21 protein-coding genes and 1 tRNA gene are annotated in these 25298 nt (G+C 33.5%); 9 read left to right on the top strand and 13 right to left on the bottom strand.

Annotation, left to right across the window (positions count from 1 at the left end):
• Window positions 1-828: 828 nt before the first annotated feature.
• The gene (locus tag BT156_RS13670; protein ID WP_072410806.1) at window positions 829-1164 is read left to right on the top strand and encodes a DMT family transporter; all 336 of its coding nucleotides are present in this window, start codon (window positions 829-831) and stop codon (window positions 1162-1164) included.
• Window positions 1165-1473: 309 nt separating this feature from the next.
• On the opposite strand, the gene BT156_RS13665 is transcribed toward BT156_RS13670, so the two are convergent.
• The 3 genes from BT156_RS13665 to BT156_RS13655 all read right to left on the bottom strand — a co-directional run bounded on the left by BT156_RS13665 (window position 1474) and on the right by BT156_RS13655 (window position 3515).
• Window positions 1474-2100, bottom strand: a complete 627-nt coding sequence (locus BT156_RS13665; protein WP_072410804.1) for a class I SAM-dependent methyltransferase — start codon at window positions 2098-2100, stop codon at window positions 1474-1476.
• A gap of 59 nt (window positions 2101-2159) precedes the next feature.
• Window positions 2160-2894 carry a DNA-formamidopyrimidine glycosylase family protein gene (locus BT156_RS13660; RefSeq protein ID WP_072410802.1) on the bottom strand — a complete coding sequence of 245 codons (735 nt, stop codon included), beginning with the start codon at window positions 2892-2894 and terminating at the stop codon, window positions 2160-2162.
• A 78-nt stretch (window positions 2895-2972) separates the two neighbouring features.
• Window positions 2973-3515 carry a hypothetical protein gene (locus BT156_RS13655; RefSeq protein WP_139255483.1) on the bottom strand — a complete coding sequence of 181 codons (543 nt, stop codon included), beginning with the start codon at window positions 3513-3515 and terminating at the stop codon, window positions 2973-2975.
• Window positions 3516-3681: 166 nt separating this feature from the next.
• Between BT156_RS13655 and BT156_RS13650 the strand changes: the two genes are divergently transcribed.
• Window positions 3682-5037 carry a deoxyguanosinetriphosphate triphosphohydrolase gene (locus BT156_RS13650; protein WP_072410798.1) on the top strand — a complete coding sequence of 452 codons (1356 nt, stop codon included), beginning with the start codon at window positions 3682-3684 and terminating at the stop codon, window positions 5035-5037.
• A gap of 6 nt (window positions 5038-5043) precedes the next feature.
• Here BT156_RS13650 and BT156_RS13645 read toward each other — a convergent pair whose 3' ends face one another.
• The 6 genes from BT156_RS13645 to BT156_RS13620 all read right to left on the bottom strand — a co-directional run bounded on the left by BT156_RS13645 (window position 5044) and on the right by BT156_RS13620 (window position 9064).
• Window positions 5044-6120: an NAD(P)H-dependent flavin oxidoreductase gene (locus BT156_RS13645; protein WP_072410796.1), complete on the bottom strand. Its 1077-nt coding sequence runs from the start codon at window positions 6118-6120 to the stop codon at window positions 5044-5046.
• 31 nt (window positions 6121-6151) lie between these two features.
• The gene (locus BT156_RS13640; protein WP_072410794.1) at window positions 6152-6532 is read right to left on the bottom strand and encodes a nuclear transport factor 2 family protein; all 381 of its coding nucleotides are present in this window, start codon (window positions 6530-6532) and stop codon (window positions 6152-6154) included.
• Between the two features lie 75 nt (window positions 6533-6607).
• Window positions 6608-7339 (bottom strand): SDR family NAD(P)-dependent oxidoreductase, encoded by a 732-nt coding sequence (locus tag BT156_RS13635; protein ID WP_072410792.1) that lies wholly within the window; start codon window positions 7337-7339, stop codon window positions 6608-6610.
• 7 nt (window positions 7340-7346) lie between these two features.
• Complete coding sequence (locus BT156_RS13630; protein ID WP_072410790.1) at window positions 7347-7565, bottom strand: tautomerase family protein; 219 nt, start codon at window positions 7563-7565, stop codon at window positions 7347-7349.
• A 272-nt stretch (window positions 7566-7837) separates the two neighbouring features.
• Window positions 7838-8371: a YceI family protein gene (locus tag BT156_RS13625; RefSeq protein ID WP_083582351.1), complete on the bottom strand. Its 534-nt coding sequence runs from the start codon at window positions 8369-8371 to the stop codon at window positions 7838-7840.
• Between the two features lie 120 nt (window positions 8372-8491).
• Window positions 8492-9064: a Crp/Fnr family transcriptional regulator gene (locus tag BT156_RS13620; RefSeq protein WP_072410788.1), complete on the bottom strand. Its 573-nt coding sequence runs from the start codon at window positions 9062-9064 to the stop codon at window positions 8492-8494.
• A 212-nt stretch (window positions 9065-9276) separates the two neighbouring features.
• Here BT156_RS13620 and BT156_RS13615 point away from each other — a divergent pair, with 212 nt between their 5' ends.
• Window positions 9277-10209, top strand: a complete 933-nt coding sequence (locus BT156_RS13615) for an SPFH domain-containing protein (RefSeq protein WP_066757502.1) — start codon at window positions 9277-9279, stop codon at window positions 10207-10209.
• A gap of 53 nt (window positions 10210-10262) precedes the next feature.
• Here the strand turns inward: BT156_RS13615 and BT156_RS13610 are convergent, their stop codons facing one another.
• From BT156_RS13610 to BT156_RS13600, 3 genes are all read right to left on the bottom strand, one after another.
• Window positions 10263-10610 (bottom strand): DUF4377 domain-containing protein, encoded by a 348-nt coding sequence (locus tag BT156_RS13610; protein ID WP_072410786.1) that lies wholly within the window; start codon window positions 10608-10610, stop codon window positions 10263-10265.
• Window positions 10611-10812: 202 nt separating this feature from the next.
• On the bottom strand, window positions 10813-11151 hold the full coding sequence (locus tag BT156_RS13605) for an Mpo1-like protein (RefSeq protein WP_072410990.1): 339 nt from the start codon (window positions 11149-11151) through the stop codon (window positions 10813-10815).
• Window positions 11152-11289: 138 nt separating this feature from the next.
• The gene (locus BT156_RS13600) at window positions 11290-12960 is read right to left on the bottom strand and encodes an APC family permease (RefSeq protein WP_072410784.1); all 1671 of its coding nucleotides are present in this window, start codon (window positions 12958-12960) and stop codon (window positions 11290-11292) included.
• 249 nt (window positions 12961-13209) lie between these two features.
• Here BT156_RS13600 and BT156_RS13595 point away from each other — a divergent pair, with 249 nt between their 5' ends.
• The 3 genes from BT156_RS13595 (at window position 13210) to BT156_RS13585 (ending at window position 18157) form a co-directional block, all read left to right on the top strand.
• Entirely contained in the window at window positions 13210-16173 is a 2964-nt protein-coding gene (locus tag BT156_RS13595; protein WP_072410781.1) for a tetratricopeptide repeat protein, read from the top strand.
• A gap of 70 nt (window positions 16174-16243) precedes the next feature.
• On the top strand, window positions 16244-18001 hold the full coding sequence (locus BT156_RS13590) for a TonB-dependent receptor (RefSeq protein ID WP_072410779.1): 1758 nt from the start codon (window positions 16244-16246) through the stop codon (window positions 17999-18001).
• A gap of 84 nt (window positions 18002-18085) precedes the next feature.
• Window positions 18086-18157 (top strand) — tRNA-Arg (locus tag BT156_RS13585).
• A 273-nt stretch (window positions 18158-18430) separates the two neighbouring features.
• Here BT156_RS13585 and BT156_RS13580 read toward each other — a convergent pair.
• Window positions 18431-18622 carry a cold-shock protein gene (locus tag BT156_RS13580; RefSeq protein ID WP_072410777.1) on the bottom strand — a complete coding sequence of 64 codons (192 nt, stop codon included), beginning with the start codon at window positions 18620-18622 and terminating at the stop codon, window positions 18431-18433.
• 703 nt (window positions 18623-19325) lie between these two features.
• On the opposite strand from BT156_RS13580, the gene BT156_RS13575 reads away from it, so the two are divergent.
• The 3 genes from BT156_RS13575 to BT156_RS13565 form a co-directional block, all read left to right on the top strand.
• Entirely contained in the window at window positions 19326-20207 is an 882-nt protein-coding gene (locus tag BT156_RS13575) for a glycosyltransferase family 2 protein (RefSeq protein WP_228430128.1), read from the top strand.
• Window positions 20208-20783: 576 nt separating this feature from the next.
• Window positions 20784-22328 carry a T9SS type A sorting domain-containing protein gene (locus BT156_RS13570; protein WP_072410775.1) on the top strand — a complete coding sequence of 515 codons (1545 nt, stop codon included), beginning with the start codon at window positions 20784-20786 and terminating at the stop codon, window positions 22326-22328.
• A gap of 6 nt (window positions 22329-22334) precedes the next feature.
• A partial coding sequence (locus BT156_RS13565; RefSeq protein WP_139255482.1) for a hypothetical protein occupies window positions 22335-25298 on the top strand: 2964 nt, incomplete at its 3' end.

Here is a 25298-nt window from a genome sequence, read left to right as displayed (position 1 = left end):
GATTTTTATAAATTCTCTGCAAAGATAAAGCTTTCAGTTGTGGGAAAAAGAAAAGCTGAACATTATGCTCAGCTTGACTAAAAAAATATAATTAAAAATTTTGTTCCGTTGAAATAGGTTTTCGCGTTATGTTTTGTCTGCTCTTTTACTCGGGTTGAGTAAAAGAGCGCGCGATCCGAAATACAGATCAAAAACATAAATAACCGATGTGTAAAAGTTTTCTATAGGCTATATCTCTTTAGAAAGCTTTAATTAGTTTTTCTCTTCTCTTCTTGCTGTTACGAAATAAGAAGCGAATACTACTAAACATGTTGCGATTCCGATGTAAGTTACCATTTTTTGTTTTATTTATAATTAATTAGGGTTTTATTGCTTATTTTTCAATTGCAATATTACTACTTTCAAACTGTGTGCCAAAATAAATAATACTGATGTTTATCAGTGAGTTATGGTGTATTATTCTTAATTTTTGTCACATATTTGTTTACATTAATTTAATATATTATAAAAGATTTTTGTCTATATTTATTGTCTTATTCGTAAAATTTTATCAATCTGATAAACGTTTTACGTCTTGTATTTAAGAGTTGATAATACAAAACAAAAGAAATGGTGTGCATAATATGATCCGAATTAAACTTTCAAAGGCGTTAATTTTTTGCTTAAAAAGAATTTTTATGTTACGGGAATTTATTATTTATTCTAAAGAGTGTGAATTTTGTATGTGAATTTTTGTCAGTTTCTATGCATAAAGTGACACTGACAATTATGCCGGAAAAAAAATAACTGTCAATTTTTGCTACTTTTGCAGATCAAGTTTAAAAAATTATGGGACGCAGTTACATCTATCTTATTTTGGCAATTGTTTTTGAAATTATTGCAACAACTTTTCTGAAAAAATCCGAGGAATTTTCAAAACTGATGCCTTCAATAGTTACGGTAATAGGATATTCGGCGGCGTTTTATTTTTTAAGCCTGACGCTTCGTCAAATACCGGTTGGGATTACGTATGCAATCTGGTCGGGTGTTGGGATCATATTTATTACGATCATTGGTATTGTAGCTTTTAAACAGATTCCTGATCTTCCTGCCATCATCGGCATTGCCCTGATTGTGATTGGAGTAATTATTATTAATATTTTCTCGAAAATGGGAACACATTAAATTTATTTTTAGGATGTTCTGCTGTATGCTTAATTTTTACTATCTCAAAAAATCTTTGATAACTTTAAAAGAGTTAAAATTATTTCTTTATAGGCTTTCCAAAAGGGTTATTCAAAAATATAGTCTTTGAAAAATTCTTGATCAGCTTTTTTTACAAAATATTCTGATGGATCTTTAATTTTGAATGGTAATTAAGTCATTAATAAATGATCTGGAAAGTTGTAGCGTTAAAAAAACGAATTTTAGCTACAGCTTCCAGTCTTGAACTTTTTGAAAAAGGAGAAGTAGATTTTGTCTAAATTTTCAAAATTATTTTTTTTGTCCTATAAACCTAATCACAGAACCTGTTCCATTATGAAAAATACCTTCATTAAGCTCAATTTCAGTCTCAATTAATTCAATGATATCGTAATTTGGGAAATCAGATATAATTTCATCGATAGAAAATAATGAACCAATATCTTTTGGGCCGCCAACTTTTTCGTTTTTTAAAACCAATTCAAGATGGCTTTTACTGAAAGCTTCAAAAATAATAAAACCGCCTTTACGAAGATATTTGTCTAACATTCTGTGAATTGACGATTTAATATCAGCCGGAAAATGGGCGTAAATAAGAGCAATCGCATCAAATTGTTCTTCCTGAAAATCCAGTGTCTGCAATTCGCCAACCTGATAATCAATTTTTACATTGTTGGTTTCTGCAAGCTGTAGTGCTTTGTTTTTACCTTCAGAGCTGATATCAAAAGCAGATACATTCCATCCAAGTTGAGCCGCAAAAACGGCATTTCTTCCTTCACCTTCAGCCGGAAAAAGGATGGAGCCAAGGTTTAGTTTTTGTAATTGATCTTTTAAATAGTTATTGGGAGCGGTTCCGTAAACAAACTCATCATTGCTGTATCTTTCGTCCCATCTGTCGAGCCAAGTATTGTCGGTCATTGTATCGTTTTTAAGTTACTCTAAAAGTAAGATATTTCCTTCTTCTTAAAAACATGATTTTAATACAGTTTCTGGTCTTTCTCACAATAGAAACTACTTCTTTTTCCAAGTCCCGTATTTTTCTGGATGAGCTTTTGCCCACAAATTGGGCATGTTTTTTTGTTGTAAACCTGCCAGTGTTTTTTCAGGACAGACTGGCTTTTCCATTGTAAGAAATCAAAACTGTAATTTCTGGCTTCAGTAATGAGTTCTTTTACTTTTTTCGGAGGTAAATTTCCTAGTAAACTTTCGGGCTGAATTTCAATTCTGAACAAAACTTCATTCTTAATAATATTCCCGACACCTGAGAAAATATCCTGATCCATCAAAGCATCACAAAGCATCATTTCAGGATTTGATTCTAATTTTTCTTCAGCTTTTTTAGTATCCCAATCATCGCTCATGACATCGGCTTCCCAATCGATTTTCGATAAAAATTCTAGATCAACTAATTTTACGTTGCAGGTATAAAAGTACATTCCACCGGTTTTGAATTTCAATCCTAAACGTAAATTTTTCTCAGATTGCAGATGTTCATCAACAATATAAGAACCGAACATTAATAAGTGAATTCTAATGGCAAATTCATTAAAAATAAGATAAGTCTGCTTTCCAAAAGTTTGAATTCTCCTTAAAGTTTCACCTTTCAGAGGTTCCTTTTCGAAGTTGGCATCCCCGAATACATCAATAACTTTTTTACCTGCAAATTTTTGCAGATCTTCTTTCATTAATAGGATGGTAGGACCTTCTGGCATACGCTGATTTATACTTTCATAAATTGCAATTAGTTTGCCATGATTTTAATTTTAAATTGAATTTTTGGTTTAAAATTTTCACTTATGCAAATCATTAAACATTTCAACATATTTTTCTTTAAACAGTCTTTCTGCATTTTCAGGAAAACGAAAACCATCCGGACCTACGTAAATCTGCTTTGTTTTTGTGTCTTTATCAATTGATCTTATTTGATTATATTTTGTGAGCCAAACATCAAAATGCTCGATCAGTTTTGAGGTTTCATCCAATAATTCCGGAGGCAGAAAATGGCCGTTGTTGATTAACAGATCTCTGATGTGCTGATTAGATTTAAAAATGATTTCATCTTCATAATAAGAATCATATTCCGGGATTTTGGAGTATTTATTTTGAAAACCAAGCCCCAATCGGTTTAGATGAATATACACTTGTCCCAGAAGTTCTACTGTATTTTTTCTCCATTCAAAATGGGAATTATCCTTACTTGATAATTGCTCAAATTCTCTTTTGAGAACGGCATTTTGCCTTTCTGTTCTTTTGTGAAAAAAATAGGCAATAGCTGATGTAAACAAAGCAATCACAATAGAATTGCTTATTATTTGTTGTAATAATTCAGACATGACGAGTTTTTTAAGTTGGTTATTAGCAATCACTAAGTTAGCTTGAAAAAGAGAAAGATCTTCACGGGTTTTCACGGAAAATTATTGGTTTCGGAAATAAGGTTTTTCAGAAAAAATCATCTTATTAGTTCATTAAAATTAAAATTTGAAGTAATTTTGAAAAATGATGAACTTGAATCAGATTTTTACGAATCAGCGCACAGGAAATAATCCACATACCAAAGCTTCACGAACAGATTTTCAGAGAGATTTTGACAGAATTATCTTCTCTTCTGCGTTCAGAAGATTGCAAAATAAAACCCAGGTTTTTCCGCTTCCGGGAAGTGTTTTTGTGCACAACCGTCTGACGCATTCTTTGGAAGTTTCGTCTGTGGGACGAAGTTTGGGAAGTGTTATTGGAGAATTTATTCACGATAATTATCAAAGTGACTTGACGGATGATTCTAAAAGTTTTTACCTTCATAATTTAGGAAATGTAATCGCGGCAGCCTGTCTTTGTCATGATGTTGGAAATCCTGCTTTCGGACATTCGGGAGAAGATGCCATTGCCAGCTATTTTGACAGAAATGAAAATGATCTTAAACCTAAATTCAATGAAAAAGAATGGGCTGATCTGGTTAATTTTGAAGGAAATGCCAATGCAATAAGGGTTTTGGCTCAACAACAGCAAGGAAAAGATGCTGGAGGAACTCAATTAACGTTTGCCACGTTGGCGAGTATTGCGAAATATCCGTGTGAAGCGATCGCGAGAGATAAGAAAATTATTCACAGAAAGAAATTCGGTTTTTTTCAAAATGAAAAGGATATTTTTCTTGAGATTGCAAAGGGAACAAATTTAATTTCAGAAAGCGAAGAACCGCATATTTTCAAGCGACACCCGTTTGTTTGGTTGGTGGAAGCTGCAGATGATATCTGCTACAATATTATCGATATGGAAGATGCTCACAGATTGGGTATCGTTTCAACTGCGGACTGTCAAAACCTGTTTTTTGAACTGGTAAAATCCGAAACAGATGATGTTGACAGAGTCAAAAGAAAGCTTGATTCTATTGGAAATGACAACGAAAAAATTTCATATTTACGAGCGAAAGTTATTAATGCTTTAATTAATAAATCGATTTCAATGTATAAACAGAACTTTGATAAAATTCTTGAAGGAAATCTTGATAAAGCTCTGCTCGATATGTATAAAGGTGAAAATAAAGCATTACAGGATATTGCAAGCTTTTCCGTTGAAAAAATTTATAACCATAAAGCGGTTGTTGAAATTGAAAATGCAGGCTATAACGTAATGTATGAACTGCTTGATCATTTTATTCCTTCAATTTTAAAATCTGAAGAAAAAATTAAGTCGTATGATATAAAAGCGTTAAAATTAATCCCAAAACAATTTATCTATGAAAACGGAACTGATTACCAAAAAGTTCTTGGTGTGATCGATTTTGTTTCGGGAATGACAGACAATTACGCAACTGATCTTTACAGAAAAATCAAAGGAATTGATATTGGAATGACCATGTAATCAATTCTATGTATTCAATATTTCAGAAGCATCTTCAATTAATGATTTCATTAATGTTGATGCTTTTTTATGTTTTAAAATTGGAGCGATTTGTCCGGACCAGAAGAAAACCAATTCGTGTTTCTTTTGTTCCAAAGCTGCTTTTCTCATGGATGAAATGAAGGTTGTCTGCAAAGGAAACGGCAAGGTTTGCTCTGTTGCTGTTAAGAGTTTTCTTGTGATTTCTGTGGTAATTCCGCGTCCTAATCTTCCGGTGTACGCTCTGGAAAGGGTAGTAGATCTTGCGGCTTCTGAAAACAGAAATTCTTTGTGAATCGGCAATGCTCCAGATTCTTCTGTGGCTAAAAATGCAGTTCCGATTTGTGCGGCTTCTGCTCCCAAAGTCATTGCTGCTGCGATTCCGCGACCGTTGGCAATTCCACCTGCTGCTACAATTGGAGTTTTCACTTTATCTTTAACCAATTGAATTAATGCAAAAGTTCCCGTCGTTGAAAGCTCGGCTTTATCCAAAAATGAAGGCCTGTGACCGCCACTTTCAAAACCTGATGCGACAATCACATCTACACCGATATTTTCCAATGTGATAGCTTCGTCTAAAGTTGTGGCATTTCCGGCAACGACTGTTCCCTGATTTTTCAATCTTTCAATAATATAAGGATCCAAAAGTCCGAACATGAAGCTGAAAACTTTAGGTTTAATATCAAAAACAACCTGCAACTGATTCTGAAATCTCGACTCAAAAGAGGGTGGAAGTGTAGGAACTTCAATATTTAAACTGTCGTAATAAGGTTTGAAGATTTCAACCGTCTTTTTATATTGATTCTCTGTGTGTTCCTGATCAATGATGTCATGATCGTTTACCCAAAGATTGAGATTGTAAGGTTTGTCTGTCTTTAATTTTATCTGTTTATCAATTTCATAAATTTCGTCGGGAGACAATGTATAAGCTCCGAAACCGCCCAATCCACCGAGATTACTGACTGTAGAAGTCAATTCAACCGTTGATAATCCGCCACCAAAAGGTCCCTGAAAAATGGGATATTCAATTCCCAATAAATCTGTTATTCTGTTTTTATTCCACATGATTTTGATGATTTTGGTTTAAAATTTAAAATTAAAGTTTTACATCAGTTAATGTTTTATTGACAATGAGCCATTTACCATCAGTTTTATTGAAAGTTATAAAATTATAGTAATTATAATCATACATTTTTACATTTAATTTTGCTGTGGCAATCGTGTTTATCACGTCGATAGAGATGATTGTAGGCTTAAAATCTTTTCCTGATTTTTGGGAACTTATTCTGCTTCCGACACCTTCAATATATTGTGTAGCGGTTTTGTAGTAAGGAACTCCTTTTATATCTCCGAAAAGCAGGGCATCTTTATGAAAAACCTGTTTCAGAAGATCGGTATTTCCTTCATAAATTCCTTTAAAATAATATTGCTCGATGGCATTTCTTATTTCTGTTTCTTGTACTGTGTCTGTTTTCATGACTTTGATTTTTTGAGCAAAGCTTGCTTACCGGAAAGATAAACAGCCATGCAAATAATAGTAGAACTTTCATTTTTACAATTGATGACCGGCGCCCATTCCTCCGTCTACATTAATGATGGCGCCTGAAATAAATGTGTTTTTAGCAATAGCGTGAACCATTTGAGCGACCTCTTCCGGTTCTCCGATGCGGTTGATCAGGTGAATTCCCGCATTGTTATCAATACTTTCATCATGCATCGGCGTTCTGATGAGTCCTGGTGCAACGACATTTACTCTGATATTATCTTTTCCGAATTCTGCTGCCAGTTGCAATGTCAAAGCGTGAATTGCTCCTTTGCTCGAAATCGGTGCCGTTGACGGAGATTGTGCGATCGCATGGTAAACCAATGGTGTACCGATATTGATAATAACTCCGTCTTTTTGTTTCTGCATTTGAGGAATTACAGATTGTGTTGTGAAGAATGTTCCTTTTAAATTGGTATTTAAAAATCTGTCTAAATAGTCTTCCGTAACTTCTAAAAACGGTTTGTTTTCGTAAATTCCTGCATTGTTGACCAATACATCAATTGAACCAAATCTTTCAATCGCCGTTTTTGCCAGTTTTTCTCCAACGGCTTTATCTGCAACACTTCCCGCGACCATCGCAAGGTTTTCGCCTGCTCCCAACTCGTTGTAAACCTGTTGTAATTTTGATTCTGTTTGTGAATTAATTACTACATTATCACCTCTGTCCAGAAAATAACGGGCGATTTCCAAACCTATTCCTGATGATGCGCCTGTGACGATTACTGTTTGTTTTTTCATGTCTGATTTATTGTTTTTCAGTTGAAAATCCTTGTTCTTTCAGGACGGTAACCTGTTCTCCGGCATATCCCCAGTTGTCGTCTTCAATTTCATTGATCACGATGTGTGTCAAGTGTGGATCTTTATTTAAAACTGTTGTTACAGCTTTATTGAGTTCTCTGATTAATTGTTGTTTTTTTTCGCGATTAAGATCTTCGCGCAAAACATCTACTTTTATGAATGGCATGATGTTAAATTTTAATTGTTAAGTTTATTTGAACTATTATTTTAACCGCAAAAGAGACAAAAGCTATTTGGATATTTAACCTTTATTTAATTATTATAAAACAAAGTTTTGCAAAAGAAAAAATCAAAGATTTTTTAAACTTATGTGTTCTTTTTTGCTGCTTGTTAATGAACTTAAGATAACTTATGTGTTAATCTTTTGTGACTTTTGACTCCGTCGAATCTTCGATTTGTGGTTGAAATAAGAATTGAAACAAGTTTGTTGTTAATAAATTACTGTGCGTCTGCAGCTAAGTGAACATTCAAATCGAAATTGTTGTAGATCAAAGTATCTCCAAGATTGCTGAAGAGATTTGATGATCTGAATTTGATGTTGAATTTTGTTCTGTCGATGACAATTTTACCATCTAAAATTGCAACGTTGTCTGTCTTCACGATCTGTAAAGTCGTTTCCAATGAATGTGTAATTCCTTTGATGGTAAGGTCTCCGGTTACGTGGTAAAAATTGTTTTCACCCGGTTCTGTGTGTTTGATCTCGAAAACAGCATCAGGAAACTGCTCTGAATTAAAGAAATCGTCAGAAGCCAAATGACTTGCAAATTGTGCGTTTGTTTCAGAATCATCGATATCAAGAATTTTGACTGATCTTGTGTTGATGACAAATTTTCCTGAAGAAAGGATGTTGTTTTCAAAATTGAAATTCCCTTCTTTTACTTCGATTGTTCCGTTGTGGGCTCCGGTTACTTTTCTTCCGATCCATTCAACTAAACTGTTTTCGCTGTTTACTTTAAAATTTTTTGTATCCATTTTGATTTGTTTTAAATGATGATACAAATGTCAGCCGATTGAAGGAAAAAGTTACGTGACCTACATCACGAAATATTGGGAGTTTTAAAGCTAAGATTTGGGTTAAGTTAAGGTTGGGAACTACTGATGAAGTCTGCTTAAAGTCTCTCGAGTGACTCCCAAATACGCTGCAATCAAATGTTTAGGAACTAAGTTGTACAATTGAGGATACAACGCTAAAAGCTCTTCATATCTGAATTTTGCATCATTATTCATGAAAGAAAGAAGGCGTTTTTGGGTTGCAACATAACCTTTATTCGTTCGCCACCTGAAAAAATGTTCAACTTCGTGAATTTCTTTGCAGATTTTTTCTCTGTCTTCATTGGAGATTGATAAAATACTAGCGTTAGCAATGCAGTCAACGTTTATGGTTGCTCTGCTTTTGCTGTAAAGTGCGTCAAAGTCGGTTACCCACCAATTCGGCATGGCAAACTGCAGAATAAACATTTTCATACCGTCATTAAGGTAGAATGCTTTCAGGCAACCGTCCAGAACGAAATACTCTTGATCTACGAAGTCTCCTTCCGTGATCAGCATTTGTCCTTTTTTTAATTTGATTATATTAAAATGTGAAAAAACATAATCAAACTGTTTTTCCGTAAGAGAAGTGAATTTTGAAATGTGTTCCTTTAATATTTCTTTAGCATTAACCATAATGATAATTAATATTCAAAATTAAGGTTTTTATTAAAATATTTTTCCAAGAGGTTGAAAACTAACTTAAGTTTTAAATCAAATAAGAAGTGTTTTGGTTTTCAATGTATTAAAATATGATTATTTTACCTACTTTTGAAAATATGGGCTTTGAAAGATAAGTTCCATTTAACAAATCGTAAATAATTACGACACATTTAAAAAATAAAACTATGATATATTTAGGTATTTTGGTCTTTTTCGGACTGATCACATTGTTCGCCTCTTTTTTTACTGTAAAGCAGGAGTCTGCGGCAGTTGTAGAAAGATTAGGTAAATTCTTAAAAGTCAGTCATGCTGGTCTGCATTTGAAAATTCCGTTTTTGGATCAGATTTCTAAGCGTTTGAATCTGAGAATTCAACAGCTGGATGTTATTATTGACACCAAAACTTTGGATAACGTTTTCATTAAAATGAAAGTTTCAGTGCAATATCAGGTGATCAGAGAAAATGTAAAAGATGCGTATTATCGTTTAGAAAATCCTGAAAATCAGATTACATCTTACGTTTTTGATGTTGTACGCGCAGAAGTTCCAAAAACGAAATTAGACGATGTTTTCGTAAGAAAAGATGATATTGCGGTTGCTGTAAAAAGCGAATTGCAGGAAGCAATGCAAAGTTATGGCTATGATATTATTAAAGCTTTGGTAACCGATATTGATCCGGATGAGCAGGTAAAACATGCCATGAACAGAATCAACGCTGCAGAACGTGAAAAAACTGCCGCAGAATACGAATCTGAAGCGCAAAGAATACGAATTGTTGCCGTTGCAAAGGCAGAAGCAGAATCTAAAAAACTTCAGGGACAGGGGATTGCAGATCAAAGAAGAGAGATTGCAAAAGGTCTTGAAGAGTCTGTAAAAATGCTGAATGCCGCAGGAATCAATGCACAAGAAGCTTCGGCATTAATTGTGGTGACACAGCATTATGATACTTTACATTCCATCGGAGCAAATAACAGAAGTAATTTGGTGTTATTGCCCAATTCGCCACAAGCAGCAAGCTCTATGCTGAATGAATTGGTTGTTTCTATGGCTGCAACGCAGAAAATGGATGAAGTTAATAAAGCGCAATTACCCGAACCTCCGAGAAATCATGAGCATTAAGATAGTTTGATGAAAAAAAAATCCCTTTCAAAGCATATTGAAAGGGATTTTTTTTATTTCTTAGTTTTAGAAACTTCTTTCACTAAGGTATACTTGATTGAAGAACCATCCATCGGTGGATTTTCGATTTTTTCTGTTTTTACTTTTAAAACATATTCATATCCAGGTTCGTACGTGAATCCCTCAATATTACTATAAAAATTAGTCCAAGCTCCTGATTGGGTTTCTTTCACCTGAAGACATTTCATAGGAGCAACACCTGTACAGTCTGCGGTTTGTGGACCAACGATAAACGTTTTTTCGTCTCCGCCGGAAGCATTCGTTGCTGTTGTACATTGCGTAATCGCAAATAGAGCTGCCGCTGAAATTGTTCCTTTTAAAATTGCTGTAATACTTTTCATAAGTCTGATTTTAACTCGTAGGCGACAATTTCTATGCCGAATCTTTTTTAGATTAAAATTATTTATGTTAAGTTTAGATTTGTGAGAAGAGACAAATTGGATGTTAATATTTTACGAAATAATTTTCAATCACTTTGTCATCTTGAAAAGATCTAAACATTAGTAATTTATATTTAACATTTAATTTATGATTAAAAAAAAGCTATTCCCAAGGCTGCTTTGGCTTACTGACTCCAATAAAGCTTTGCTTTCCAATCAATAATTCAAAAAATAATCTAAAGTCTGAGATTAGTGACCAAAGCGGATATTTAAAAGTTGCAGGTTTATTCTTTTCAATCAAAGCGTGGCTTAACCAGGCAAAACCATAACCAAAAATAGGAATGTACCATAAGAATCGTTCTTTTCCTGAACTGATTACATATCCGATCACGAGAAACACGAGTAATGTTCCTATAAAATGAAAGATTCTGGTTCCCGTTCTACTGTGTTCTGTAAGGTAGAATTGATAAAATTCTTTGAATGTTTTTATTCTTTCAGACATGGCGTTTAGTTTAAGTTCTTGATTAACATAAAGCAATAAGTTCGCCAACTTTTAAGCAAGATCATTAAAAGTAAAAAGGCAAAACTGTGAGATCACAATTTTGCCCTTTAATATATTTTATTTCTAACTTTTTGAAAACTAAGCTTTCCTAAGTTTACTGTTTCTGTAACCGTAGCAGAAATAGATAACTAAACCTAATGCGAACCACAATCCGAACCAGAACCAGTTCTCATGACTCATTCCGGTTAAAAGATATAAACAAGAGCTTAATCCAATTAAAGGAATTAAAGAGAAATTTTTAATAAAAGTGAAAACACAAAGAATTAAGTTGATCAGAATGTAAACAAGAATAGAAGCTCTGAACTCGCCTTCTTTTGGATCGCTCCAATCTTTTAAACTATTGAAGAATTCAGGTTGCCAGAAGTAGAAACCAATTAATCCGCCAATGAAAATAACAGGAAATATAATCTTACCATTAATATAAGGAAGGTGAAATCTGCCTTTGATCTTTTCTTTAGCAGGAAGCATTAAAACCCCTGCGCAAACCAATACAAACGCGAAAATTGTCCCGATACTCGTAAAATCAAGAATGAAAGTTTTATCTGTAAATAGGATAGGAACACCCACTGCAATACCTGTAACAATAGTCGCAAACGAAGGTGTTTTGTATTTTGGATGCACTGTTTTGAATTTTTCAGGCATCAGTCCGTCGCGGCTCATTGCGTACCAGATTCTCGGCTGTCCCATTTGGAAAACCAATAATACAGTGGTAATGGCAACAATTGCTACAAAAGAAACGGTAAGTTCCATCCAGGCAACGTTGGCATTTGATTTTTCAAATATAAACGAAAGCGGATCTCCAATACCGTCGAATTTTCTGTAATCAACCATTCCGGTTAAAACTAAGGTTAATGCAATATAAATTACGGTACACAATACAAGAGAAATGATCATCCCTTTTGGTAACGTTTTCTGAGGATCTTTTGTTTCCTCGGAAAGTACGCTTAACGCATCAAAGCCTATATAAGCAAAGAAAACTCCTGAAACGGCACTCATAACTCCTGCAAAACCATTCGGCATGAAAGATGCAACATGAGTTTCTGGGTTAACGGGTGTCCAGTTTTCGGTATTAATATAAGCAAATCCAACCAGGATAACCAAAACAATTACGGCCAATTTTAAGATAACCAAAGAGTTATTGAAGTTCTTACTTTCTTTTACTCCAACGTAACATAACCAAGTGATTAACCCGTTGATAACCAAAGCCGGAACATCAACAATAAATTTTAAACTTCCAATTAAAGGAGCTGATTTCCATGCATTTAATAGATCTTTATTTTCAGAGCCATTCATGAAAGCTTTTTTAGCTTCTGTATAGCTGCAGGTTAAATAATCCGGGATATGCATTCCGAGTCGCTCGAGAAAGCTGGTAAAGTAGTCTGACCATGAAAATGCGACATAGATATTCCCGAACGAATATTCCATAATCAATGCCCAGCCAATGATCCAGGCGATTAATTCACCAAAACTTGCATAAGCATAGGTATAAGCTGATCCTGCAGTGGGAATTCTACTCGCAAATTCTGCGTAGCAAAGCGCTGTAAATCCACAGGCAAAACCGCAAATCAAATACAACAAAATAACGCCGGGACCTCCTCTGAATACAGCTTCTCCCAAACTGCTGAAGCTCCCCGCTCCGATAATTGCCGCAATACCAAAAAAAACGATATCCCAAACGCCCAAAACTCTCAAAAGATTCGTGGAAGTATCTGTCTCTGAATAGTTTTTCCTTCTAAAAAGTTGATTCATCAATGTCTATATTTGATTTGAAAAAAACAAATGTAATTATTTCTGTGAAATAATTAAGATTTTCTTAATATTTCTTATGAGAAAGTTAATAAGTATTAAAAAATAATCCACTTACTAACAATATGTTAAAAGGCTTGTTTATACAATATCTTTTCAATATTTTCGTTGATAAATTGTGGATAAAATCTCTCTATAAATTTAAAATATTTGGTATTTACTTTGCCTTACCCATTTTAAAATTTGATATTAATGAAATCAAAAAAAATACTTTTAGCAGCTGCCGTATTTTATTTCGGAATTTCCGAAGGACAGCAGTCTCAATACTTTACCCAGCAAGATAATTACAGGTTCAGTTTAGCCGAAAATCTTTATCAGACCAAAATATACAATGCTTCTCAGTACGAATATGCTAGACAATATTTTTATAATCAAAATTTGTCGAGATCGAAAAAGGAAGCTGCACAGTTCTTTGATAACGTAATTGGCGTTATTCTTCAGAAAAATCATGCTGAAGAAGGGTTAACGGCATTTATGAAAGAATACCCGAACTCTGCTTATTTTGCTCAGGCAAATCTTCCTCTGGCGGATTACTATCTGGCTAAAAAAGATTTTCCGAAAGCATTGGAAACATTAAAAAAGGTTAACCAATATCAGCTTTCAAAAGAAGAGAACACGCAGTATATTTTGAAATTAGGTTATGCTAAATTCATGATGGGGGATTCTAAAGGAGCAACTGATGCTTTAGAGGAAGCTTATAAAACTGCCGATGAGTCTCAAAAAGGCGATATTGCTTATATGTTGGGACATTTGTATTATTCAAACAGACAGAATGATAAGGCTTTCCAATATTTTGATTCTGTGAAAGATCAACCGAAATATTCGAAATTGGTTCGTCCGTATTATGTACAGATGTATTATAATGACAAGGATTATGATAAGGCTATTTCAGAAGGGAATCTTTTATTAAATGAAGATATTTCCGCTGCTTATAAAGCTGAGGTTCATAAAATCATTGGTGAAAGTTATTTCATGAAAAATGATTATACTTCTGCTTATCCTCACTTAAAAGATTACCTGAGTGTTCAGCAAAATCCATCTGAAAATGATCTTTATGAGATGGGATTTGTGGCAGCTCAGCTTAAAAAGTATGATGAAGCGGTTTCTTACTATAACCAATTGTTAAACAGCAATTCCGCTTTGGCTCAAAATGCTTACTATCAGCTTGGAAATGCTTATTTGGCGGTTGATAAAAAGCAGGAGGCACTTTCGGCTTTCCGTTCATCTTATCAGATGAATTATGATCCGAAGGTTAAAAAACTGGCTCACGAACAATACGCAAAGTTAAGCTACGATATTGGGAACCCGTTTGAAAGTCCGTCTGCAGTTATTCAAAGTTATATCAATGAAAATCAAAACGCTGCGAATGCTTCTGAAATGAGATCACTTTTAGTGAAATCATATTTGTATTCGGGGAATTTCAAAGAAACGTTAAACGCAATTGATAAACTTCAAACTTCTTCGCCTGATATTGATAAGGTAGATCAGGAAGTTTCTTATTTATTGGGAACGGAAGAATTTAACAAAGGAAATTATGATGAAGCTGAGAAATACTTCTTGAGAAGTTTAGGCTTTAATATTAATAAAGAATTCAATAACAGAGCTTTATATTGGTTGGGACAGGTTTATTATCAGAAAGGAAATTATCCGTCTGCGATCGTTCGTTACGAAAAACTGCTTACCGAAACTTTCCCTGAAAAACAGCAGTTGCCTTACGATTTGGGATATGCTTATTTTAAATCTAAGAAATTTGATCAGGCGGCAACTTATTTTAAGCACTATTTAACCAATCCGAAACCTGAGTTTAAAAATGATGCAGAACTTCGTTTAGCAGATATTTATTACGCCAATAATGATCTGAATGAAGCCATTGCGATCTATGATAAAAATGAAGATGCAACGGATTATACTTTATTCCAAAAAGCAATGGCTTTAGGGTTTAAAGGAGATACTCAGGCAAAAATTACCAACTTAAAGAATCTTTTATCTAAATATCCTGGATCTGAATATTACGATGATGCTCAATATGAAATGGGTACTGCTTATGCAGCTCAGGATGATTTTGCCAACTCAAATGACTTCTTCGGAAAAGTGATTAAAACTTCTTCTGATAAAGATTTGATTGCCAACGCGTCGATTTACAGAGCACAGAATTATATCGATCAAAATCAAAATGATAAAGCTTTATCTGAATTAAAATCTCTTGGTGATCAGTATAAAAATACAGCTTACGCAGAGAAAATCGTTCAGGCCGCAAAACCTATTTTTACGAAAAACGGAGATGTTGCAGGCTATGAAAGCTTCGCGAAAAATATTGGAATAAATATTGACGCTTCTGAGATCGATGAAATTAATCTGTCTACAGGAAAACAGTATTTCACCAAGAAAGATTATAAAAATGCGATTTCTTATTATGAGAAATATTTAACGCAAAATCCAACAGGAGAGGGGCTTTATCAGGCTAAATATGAGTTGGGAGAAAGTTACTATCAAACCAATAACACGACAAAAGCGCTTTTAGTTTTACAGGAAGTTGCAGATGTTCAAAATGATTATCAGGATGATGCGCAGACTCGTTTAGCTCAGATTTATGTGGCACAAGGAAATAATACAGATGCTAAAAAATACTTGGAGAACCTTAGAAACTCATCAGATGTCAACATTAAAAACTACGCAAATGTAGAATTAATGAAGATGTATGCAGACGAAAAGAATTTCTCTCAGGCTGAAAAATTAGCCGACGCTGTTATTTCTAACAATAAAAACTCGGCTGCCGTTATTGAAACTGCGAAAGTGATTAAGGCAAGAAGTTTGATGAATTCAGGGAAGGATAAAGATGCACAGGCAGCCTATACTTCTCTTGAAAAGTCTTCAAACACAGAAGTTGCAGCGGAAGCTCTTTATGCAAAAGCTTTCTATCAAAACAAAGGAAAAGCCTTTAAATCTTCAAACGAAACGATCTTTAAATTGGCCAACAATTACTCTTCAGAAGAATATTGGGGGGCAAAAGCATTGGTGTTGATGGCGAAGAATTATGTAGGCTTAAAAGACAATTATCAGGCGAGTTATACTTGTGATCAGATCATTTCTAATTACAAAGATTTCCCTGAGATCGTAGCTGAAGCAAAAGAGGTTAAAAAACAGATTAAAAAGTAAAAGTAGTAAAAAAGTAGCAGGATTTAGGGCTTAGGATTTAGGGACGCTACATTTTAAATATTGATAAATTATGATGAAATATATTCTTCCAATCATATTTCTGGGGATGTCGTCTGTTGCGTTTTCCCAGATCAAAGAAGAAAAACTGATTCTTAATAAAAAAAGAGAACCGGAAATAAAAAAGATCGAAAAAAAGAAAACTTCTGTGGAAACAATTAAAAATTATCCACCGGAAGAGAAATCTCAAAACCCTGTAAAATATACCATTACAGACGTTCCTGCGGTTTCTGATTTTAAAACATCAACCATTCAGGGGCAAGATGTTACTCCAAAGTTTGAGGGCACTGCTCAGAATAATTATCTGCAATTCGGAATGGGTAATTATGGGAAGATTTTGGGTGACATGAACATTTCAAAAACGCTTGAAAATAAGCTGGAAGTTGGCTTGGATGCTCATTTTCTTTCTACTTTAGGGTTGAAAAAAGAATATGCCTGGGATTCTAAACAAAGTGCTGCAACAGTTGGAGCTTTCTTGAATTCTTACGGAGAAAAAGGTAAGTTCAACTTAAATGCTGAATATGGCTTAAATAACAACAATTATTACGGAATTTATGCTTTAGAACCGGGTGATGTAGACTTGGATCAAAGAGTTAATCAGTTTAAAGTAAATGGTTATTATGACTTTTATTCAAATGAAATTTTAAATGATGTAAGAGTGAAATCTTCGTTCTTGAAAGATCATTTTGATGCAAAGGAAAATCAGGTTTCTATCTTGGCAAATCTGTCTAAACATGGCGTTGAGGTCGGAGGTTCCGGAATTACTTTAAATGCAGACTTGGGAGTTGGTTTGGAAGCTGTGAAATCGGAATTTGCGATCAGAGACAAAAACTCTTCTAACTTTTTTAATACAAGTTTAACTCCGAAAGTTACTTTCAGAAAAGGAGATTCTTATTTGATGTTAGGCTCATCTTTTTCATTTTTAAATGCTAAAAACAATAATGATTTGTTAGCTGAACAAATGAAAAACAGTAAAACGTATTGGTTCCCACAGGCTGAATTCCAGTTTGCGGCGGCGAAAGAATTTAAATTTTATGGTGGAGTAGATGGAGGATTAAAATTAAACACCTATTCAGATCTTTTACAGCAAAATCCTTTCATTGTTTCTGATCAATATTTAAAACCGACTGAAACCAAATATCATTTTTATGTTGGTTTAAGAGGTGATATTGATGAAACTTTCAAATATGATTTCTCTGCAGGTTATGGAAAAATGAGAGATATTATGTTCTTTAAGGCGAATGATCTGTTTGATAATATTTATACGCTTAACCGTTCTGCTTATAACTATGCAAACACGTTCTCTGCAGTTTATGATGATGGAAATGTGAGCGATATTAAAGGAAGTCTACAGTATTTCCCATTAGAAAACTTGATTGTAGACGCAGAGGTAAAGTTTACAAAATTTGATCTGAAAAATTACGAAAATATCTACAACGTTCCATTGCTTAATGCGAGTATTGGCGCTAAATATACGATGCTTGATAAAAAATTATTACTAGGTTTTAAAGGGATTTTTGCAAGCGACAGAACAACGAACTCCTTTGCTATTGAGGGAGTTGGAAGTCCGATGATGTATCAGTCAACAGAGAATACCGACGATAAAGTTGGGGGGTATGCAGATTTAAACCTTTCGGCAGAGTATAAAATTTACAAAAATTTCAGTATTTTCGCGATCGGAAACAATCTTTTCAACTCAAATTATCAGACGTACAAAGGATATAAAGTTCTTGGAGCGCAGATTTTGGGAGGAGTGAAGATTACGTTTTAGAGTCATAGAGTTGGAGAGTTTTAGAGTAAAGGTATGTTTGTGTATTTAATAAACCCTAAAACTCTCCCGCACTAAAACCCAACCGGCTGCATAGTTTAATGGATAGAACTTTGGATTTCGGCTCCAACAGTGAGGGTTCGAATCCTTCTGCGGTCACTTTTTAATCAAAAAGAGAATTTGTATATTATTGAAAATTAAATAATTGCACTTTCTCTTTTTTGTTTTTATACCCAAATTTTAGAAATGTTCTTGTTTTATTTGCATCTGTTGGAGCAAGTATGAATATTAATATCTTAGTACATAAATTTTAGAAGATGGCAATGATGAGAACATACAATAACAGGGGGAAAGGTAATTATTGGAACAAAAAAAAGCAGATAAAATAAATTATCTGCTTATATATGATTGAAGATTATTAATCCTCAAAAATTAAGCTATTTTCACGTTAACTGCGTTAACCCCTTTTGCTCCGTTTTGTAAATCGAATGTTACGACATCATTTTCACGAATATTATCTACTAAACCTGAAGTATGTACGAAAACATCTTGTCCACCTGTTGATGGTGTAATAAAACCAAATCCTTTGGCATCGTTAAAGAATTTTACTGTTCCTTGTTGCATTGTAATGTATTATAAAATTATTGTATTACTGATAAACTGTTTTTGGCTGTTGCCATTACTGCTTTGATATTGATGTCAAAACAATAATAAATCGATTTGTAAGCAAGAAATGATGTTGATATTTTTTAGAATCTTGAAAATATTCAAGTTGAAAAAAGGTACTGCACCTGTTATATTGACGACAAAAATTAGCGGCTGTAAAAGCGAAAACTGATAAAAAGAGTAAACTCAAAAGTTTCAGAAGAAGCGTCGGCAGTAGCCTGATTATTTTACAAATGTACACATTATTTATTAAAAACAAGAGTTTTTTTATTTTTATTTATTTTCCATTACAAATCAGCATCTATTTTTATGATTTTAATTGGGATGAATAGTAGACTAAGTATTACACACTTACTTCATCTATCCGCGAATAAAATCAGAACCATACTCAAAATCTCAAAAGTATTTATCCCAGAGATCCCCGAAATCCCCGAAATATTAGTTTGAGTTAGGTAGAAGTGTGTTAAAATATGATATATGAGATAAATTTAATAGATTTATGGTATTTACAAATATTGATATTTTTTTTAGAAATGCTATAAATAAAATAAATAATTAATGTAAATATGTTATTTTTATGTGTTATTTTTTTTAAATATTGAATTTCATCTTGATTTTCTAAAATATTTTTTTTTTAATATTGCAATTACAATTTAACATAATGAAGAAGATTTCAATTCTAATTGCTAATTACAATAATGGAAATTTTTTTAGAGACTGTTATATTTCATTGATAAATCAGACATATAAAAACTGGGAGGTTATTATTGTTGATGATGCTTCTACAGATAATTCAGTAGATATTATTAAGGAAACTATTAAGCAGGATAAAAGATTTCAATTATATGAAAATGGAGAGAATAAAGGTTGTGGGTTTACCAAAAGAAAATGCATGGAATATGCTACTGGAGAAGTCTGTGGATATCTTGACCCGGATGACGCTCTTTATCCGACAGCATTAGAGAAGTCAATCCAGCAATATGGTAACAATAATATAGTTGCTACATATTCTAAAATGATGATGTGTGATAAAGAATTGTCCCAACAAAAGATATTTGGTAATACTAAGCAAATTTATAACAATCTTTATTTTTTTAATTGTCCAATTCAATTTGCACATTTTTTTACTTTTAGAAGAGAAACGTATCTAAAAACGCAGGGAATCAATCCTGATTTGAAAAGTGCTGTTGACCAGGATTTATATTTAAAAATTTTAGAATTAGGAAACGTCAAGTATATTAACGAGGTACTATATAAATACAGACTCCATTCTGATGGAATATCTCAACAAAGTTCGAAGCAAAATGCAAAAGATTCATTTGCATATGTTATACATGATACCATGAAAAGAAGAGGTATCAAAACAATTAATAACCAACAAGTTCCCGAAAGTTACAAAGATTCAGAGGAAATTTTTAAACTTCTGAATTATCAGGCTAGTTTTTTATATAGATTGAAAACTAAATTTAAATTAATTTTCAAAAATTCGAATCTTCCTATCTTTATGTATTTCTTAAATTATTCGATTTACGAACTTTTATAACCATACAGCTAGGGTTTTGAATAAAAATATTCACTTATATTGTATTTTAAGTTGAATATTTTTTTTCGTCATTTGTGTTTTTAAAATTTCTCAACTTGAGTGACTTTTTTTGTTTCTGGGATAAACCGGCAAATATATATTGACAAAAATATATTTGTTTTAAGTCTTATTTTTTCAACCTCCGACAAAATTATAAAAAGCACTTGCCAAATGTATAAGTTCATTATTGCAAGTCACAATATTGTCAGTTTATTTGAGCCAAGCCCTTTTAAACAAAACGACTGTCACTCTTTTGAATAAATTTTATATGTATTCCAACCAAAACAAATAAAAATGCATCTATCATATAATACGACATGGTTTGTCGCTGTGCAGATATATCTTTGCTACAGAACATTAAACCAAATAGATATGATAAAAAAGCGCCAAAAATAAATCAAAACCTATTGAAAATTATGTTAAATTTGCAAAAAATTAAATGAAAACACAAAATGAAAAAGAATTACACTGAAAAAAGGGTGCATTTTCTATGCACAGTTATATCAACAAAATATATCAACTAACAATAACACAAGTATGAAAAAACTTTATATGGGTGCACTTATGATGTGCACGACTGCTGTATTGTATTCTCAGGAAGTCATTTGGCAAAAGGATATTAAATCCAATACACAGGATTTTTTAAGCCAAGTTACCACAACAATAGATCAGCAGTACCTTATTACAGGAAGCAGCATTCAAGGCGATAAGCTTCAGGCAGGAGGCAGTAAGCAGAATAACGGTTATGATTTCCACTTAGTCAAACTTAACCAACAAGGAGAAGAAGTTTGGGAGAAATTCTTTGTAGGAAATAACCACGACTTCCTATCTGCTACAGTTGCTACTCAGGAAGGCGGGAATTTATTAGCAGGAACTTCTTACAGCGGGAAAGGGCTGGATAAAAAAGATGATTCCAAAGGAGGTTCAGATTTATGGTTGATTAGAATTAATGAATTCGGAGATGAGCTTTGGCAAAAAACTTTAGGAAGTTCTTCTGATGAAGAGGCAAGATCTGTTATTCAGACTACAGATTTGGGATTTTTCGTTGCCGGAAATGTTCAGAATTCAGCTAAAGGTTACGGCTCTAAGGATATTTTAATTATCAAATTAGATAAAAACGGAAAAGAATCATCACAGTTAATTTTAGGTGGAAAAGGTTTGGATGAAGTTGAAAAAATGATTCCAACTAGAGATGGCGGAGCTTTGTTAGGGATCTATTCCAGAAGCAATGCAGGAGGTTCAAAGAAAACTGAAAACTTTGGTGAAGGAGATTATTGGATTATTAAACTTTCCAAAGAAGGAAAGGTTGAATGGGAAAAGAACTTCGGTGGAAAAGGTGATGATCATTTGAGAACGCTCGCTTTAACATCTACAGGATTTCTAATTGGAGGTGAATCCAGATCCGAGAGATCAGGAAACAAAACCGTTGGAATTGAAGAAGGTACGGATTTATGGTTAATCTCTTTGAATGAAAAAGGAGAAGAAATCTGGCAAAAATCTTACAATTTCAAAAACAGAGATGTTTTGATGGGAATGAGTGTCCTACACAATTCCGATGATAAAACTTCAAAAGGGTTCCTTTTAGGTGGCTATACACAAGCTGAGGGAAGAATTGAAGCCGATGATGAGAAATTCTGGATGCTTTATTTAGATCAAAACGGTAATGAACAATGGCGAAAACATGTTCAAGGTCAATCAAATAAGAAAGAAGAAAGATTATCTGATATAAAACTTAACAGTGACGGTTCAATTATTTTAGCAGGAACCAGTGCTGAGGAACTTGGGAAAGAAAAATGGAAGATCATTAAGCTTGGAGACAAGCAAATCGATCAATTGATTGTAAAACAGGATATCAAGATCTATCCGAATCCTGTTTCAGATTACACTTATGTTGAAATTGGATTTGATTTCAAGGATGCAGATATTATTTTGTATGATATGTCAGGACGACAATTGCAGAGTTTGAAAACCAAAAACAAAGTAACCAAGATCAATACTCAGAATTTGATTCAGGGAGCTTATTTGGTTACTGTTAAAACTGATATGAATAAAACGGCTAGCGCTAAATTAATTAAGAAATAAACACAAATGAGAAAAATAATTGCAGCATCTCTGATTGTATGTGGATATATCCTTGGATATTCACAATCTATGGACGCAAAGGAAAGTAAATATAATCTGACAATAAAGTCGCCTGATGCCAGCCAGCTATCAAAACATACAGATATTCCAACATCTACAAATACCGGAACCATTGGCATTGATATTCCAATATATACCATAAAAGTAGGAGATTTTAGTCTTCCGATTTCTTTGAAATATCATGCATCAGGAGTAAAAGTAAAAGAAACCGCTTCTAAAGTAGGTCTTGGCTGGTCTCTATCGGTAGGTGGGATGTCTCTTTCTAAACAAGTTTTAGGACGTGAGGATAAAGGTAAAATTCAGTATATAAATCCTGACAGCTTCAATCCTGTTCAAAGCAACACTAATGATTATAATTTAGCAAAAAGTATCAAAGAGGAATTCTCAACACTTGATACTCAACCTGATATCTATTCCTTCTCTTTGGGAAGTGCATCAGGAGAATTTTACTATGACAGTTCGGGAAAAATTATTCAGATTCCCTATAGTACTGTCAAGATAGAAGATTCATTTGTTTTCACGGATGATCAGGGTATAAAGTATTATTTCAAGGCAGGAAATCAGACTCAAACTGTAGGCGGGAGTGCTCCTGCCCCTAATGACTTTAGTAATACAGATTTTATCATTACAAGAATCCTTTTACCAACAGGGAAAGAAATAAAGTTTTATTATCAGGCAAGTAGTTATAGCTATTTGAATAATTTTTACAAAGGGCTTAAAATTCCAAGAGCATGTATATACCAGAATGGTACAACCTATGAAGAATTTGTAACAAAGACAAATGTGCTTTCTGAAAGTGTACTACAAAGCATTGAATTTGAAGGCAGTGAAGTGAAGTTTATTTATAGTAATCGTGAGGACATCAATAACGGACTTTCTTTAAATAAAATAGAAGTTAGAAATCCCCAGCAGGCACTGGTATCAGATTATAGTCTGGTAAAAGATTATTTTACCAGTACAGATTCTCCTTTAGCTCCCGGATATGATTCTGAAATTCCATATCTGATGAAAAGACTGAAGTTAAAAGAAGTTGTAAACTTGAAAGATAATTCAAAATATAAACTTCAGTATTATGAAAGCAATCCATTACCTAACAGATTATCAGATCAAACAGATTTTGTAGGCTTTTATAATGGTAAATTAGCCAATCATGGAATTCCTTTCGTTGCATATGGTGATAAAATTTACGGTTTTGGAGATGATAAAAACCCTGATATTAACTATGCTGTTTCCGGGAGTTTAAAAGAAATACAATATCCTACAGGTGGGAAAATGGGGTTGCAGTACGAATTGGATGATTTTTATTTTGAAGGTACTGAAACACAAATAGGAAAAAAAGATTTTCTTATTTCAAACCTTGAACCTCTGGGAGGGGTATTTAACGTTAATACCGATGGGAATACAGTAGATTTCAAAATTACTTTTCAAAGTACAGCAAATCCAAGTGAAGGTCCGGAAGGCTCTCTACCAGAGGGGCCGCATTTTGTAGGAGAACTTTTGGATAATACCAATACTGTTCTCAAAACATTTCTGATCAATAAAGAATATGAATTTGTCGAAAATATAAAACCTTCATATAAAATCAGAATCAGAAAGGTTGGAAATGTAAGTAGCAGCCACTACGCCACTCTGAATGCACAATGGTATGAAAAAGTTTCAGAAACCAAGCACTACAATAAATCTGTTGGTGGAATAAGGGTACAAAAGATAACGAAAAGTGATGCTGACATACTAACTCATGAAACCGAGTTTATTTATAGAGATGAAAACAATAGGTCTACAGGAAGATATATGGCAGATGATATTGAATATTCTTATATCCAAGAGTTAGCGGAGGATCAGGAGATGGGATATACTTGTGAACAAATGGTCATTAGTAATTCTGGTAATTTTAACATTAGCACTATTAACGGGAAGCCTACTATTTATGATAGGGTCACTACCAGAAATAAGAATATAAACAACAACGCAGAAAGCTATGAAATAACAGATGAATATATGAATCTGTCCCATACCAATCCTAAAAATGCAAGAAGCCCAATCTTTACTTATGCCAATAATCAGTTTGCACGTGGTATATTAACCGATAGAAAATATTATAACTCTCAGCATAGACTTATCAAAAAAGATTCATACATCTATGAATTTGATAATCACTTCAATAATCTTTCAAATGATTATAGCTTGGGATTCCCTGATCTTACGATAAGACCTTATTATATAGGGATAAAGTCCGTTGCTTGTGCGGTTCATAATGAAAATGGGGTCTGTTTAGGAAATAATTATACCTTTACGGTAGACCGCTATGAAGTGTCATCAGCTTGGGCAAAAAAGAAAATGATGACGACAACTGATTATTATGAGAATAATGGTATCAGTCAAATTACCAATTATACTTACGACAATACTTATAAACATACCAACCCAACAATTGTAAATGTTGATTTTTCTGATTCCAGTCAGAAAACAATTTATGCTTACGCCCACGAAAAAGGCAACCAGTTAATGATCTCAAAAAACATGATGGGAATTCCATTGGAAACAACCACGACAAAAACTATAGGAACCACCACTAAAACTTTATCAAAAACAGAAACTATCTATCCAATAAGTCAATCAGAAGCAGATGTGAAAACTTCAGGGTTGGTATTACCTTATACTGTACTTTCCACAGATCTACAAAATACTCCATCCACCGAAGTGACTTATGACAAGTACGATTCAAAAGGCAACTTACAACAGTACACCACAAAAGACGGTATTTCTACAACGATTATCTGGGGGTATAACAACACTCAGCCTATTGCAAAAATAGAGGGAGCAAAACTATCCGATATTCAGCAGTCTATGATTGACAGTATTGTTAATGCATCCAATACCGATGCTTTAGCAGCTCCAAATAATGACGAA

This window comes from Chryseobacterium limigenitum (assembly GCF_900114875.1).
Classification (GTDB): Bacteria; Bacteroidota; Bacteroidia; order Flavobacteriales; family Weeksellaceae; genus Chryseobacterium; species Chryseobacterium limigenitum.
Note: the sequence above shows the minus strand (reverse complement) of the source record. Positions and strands in the feature narration are given on the sequence as shown.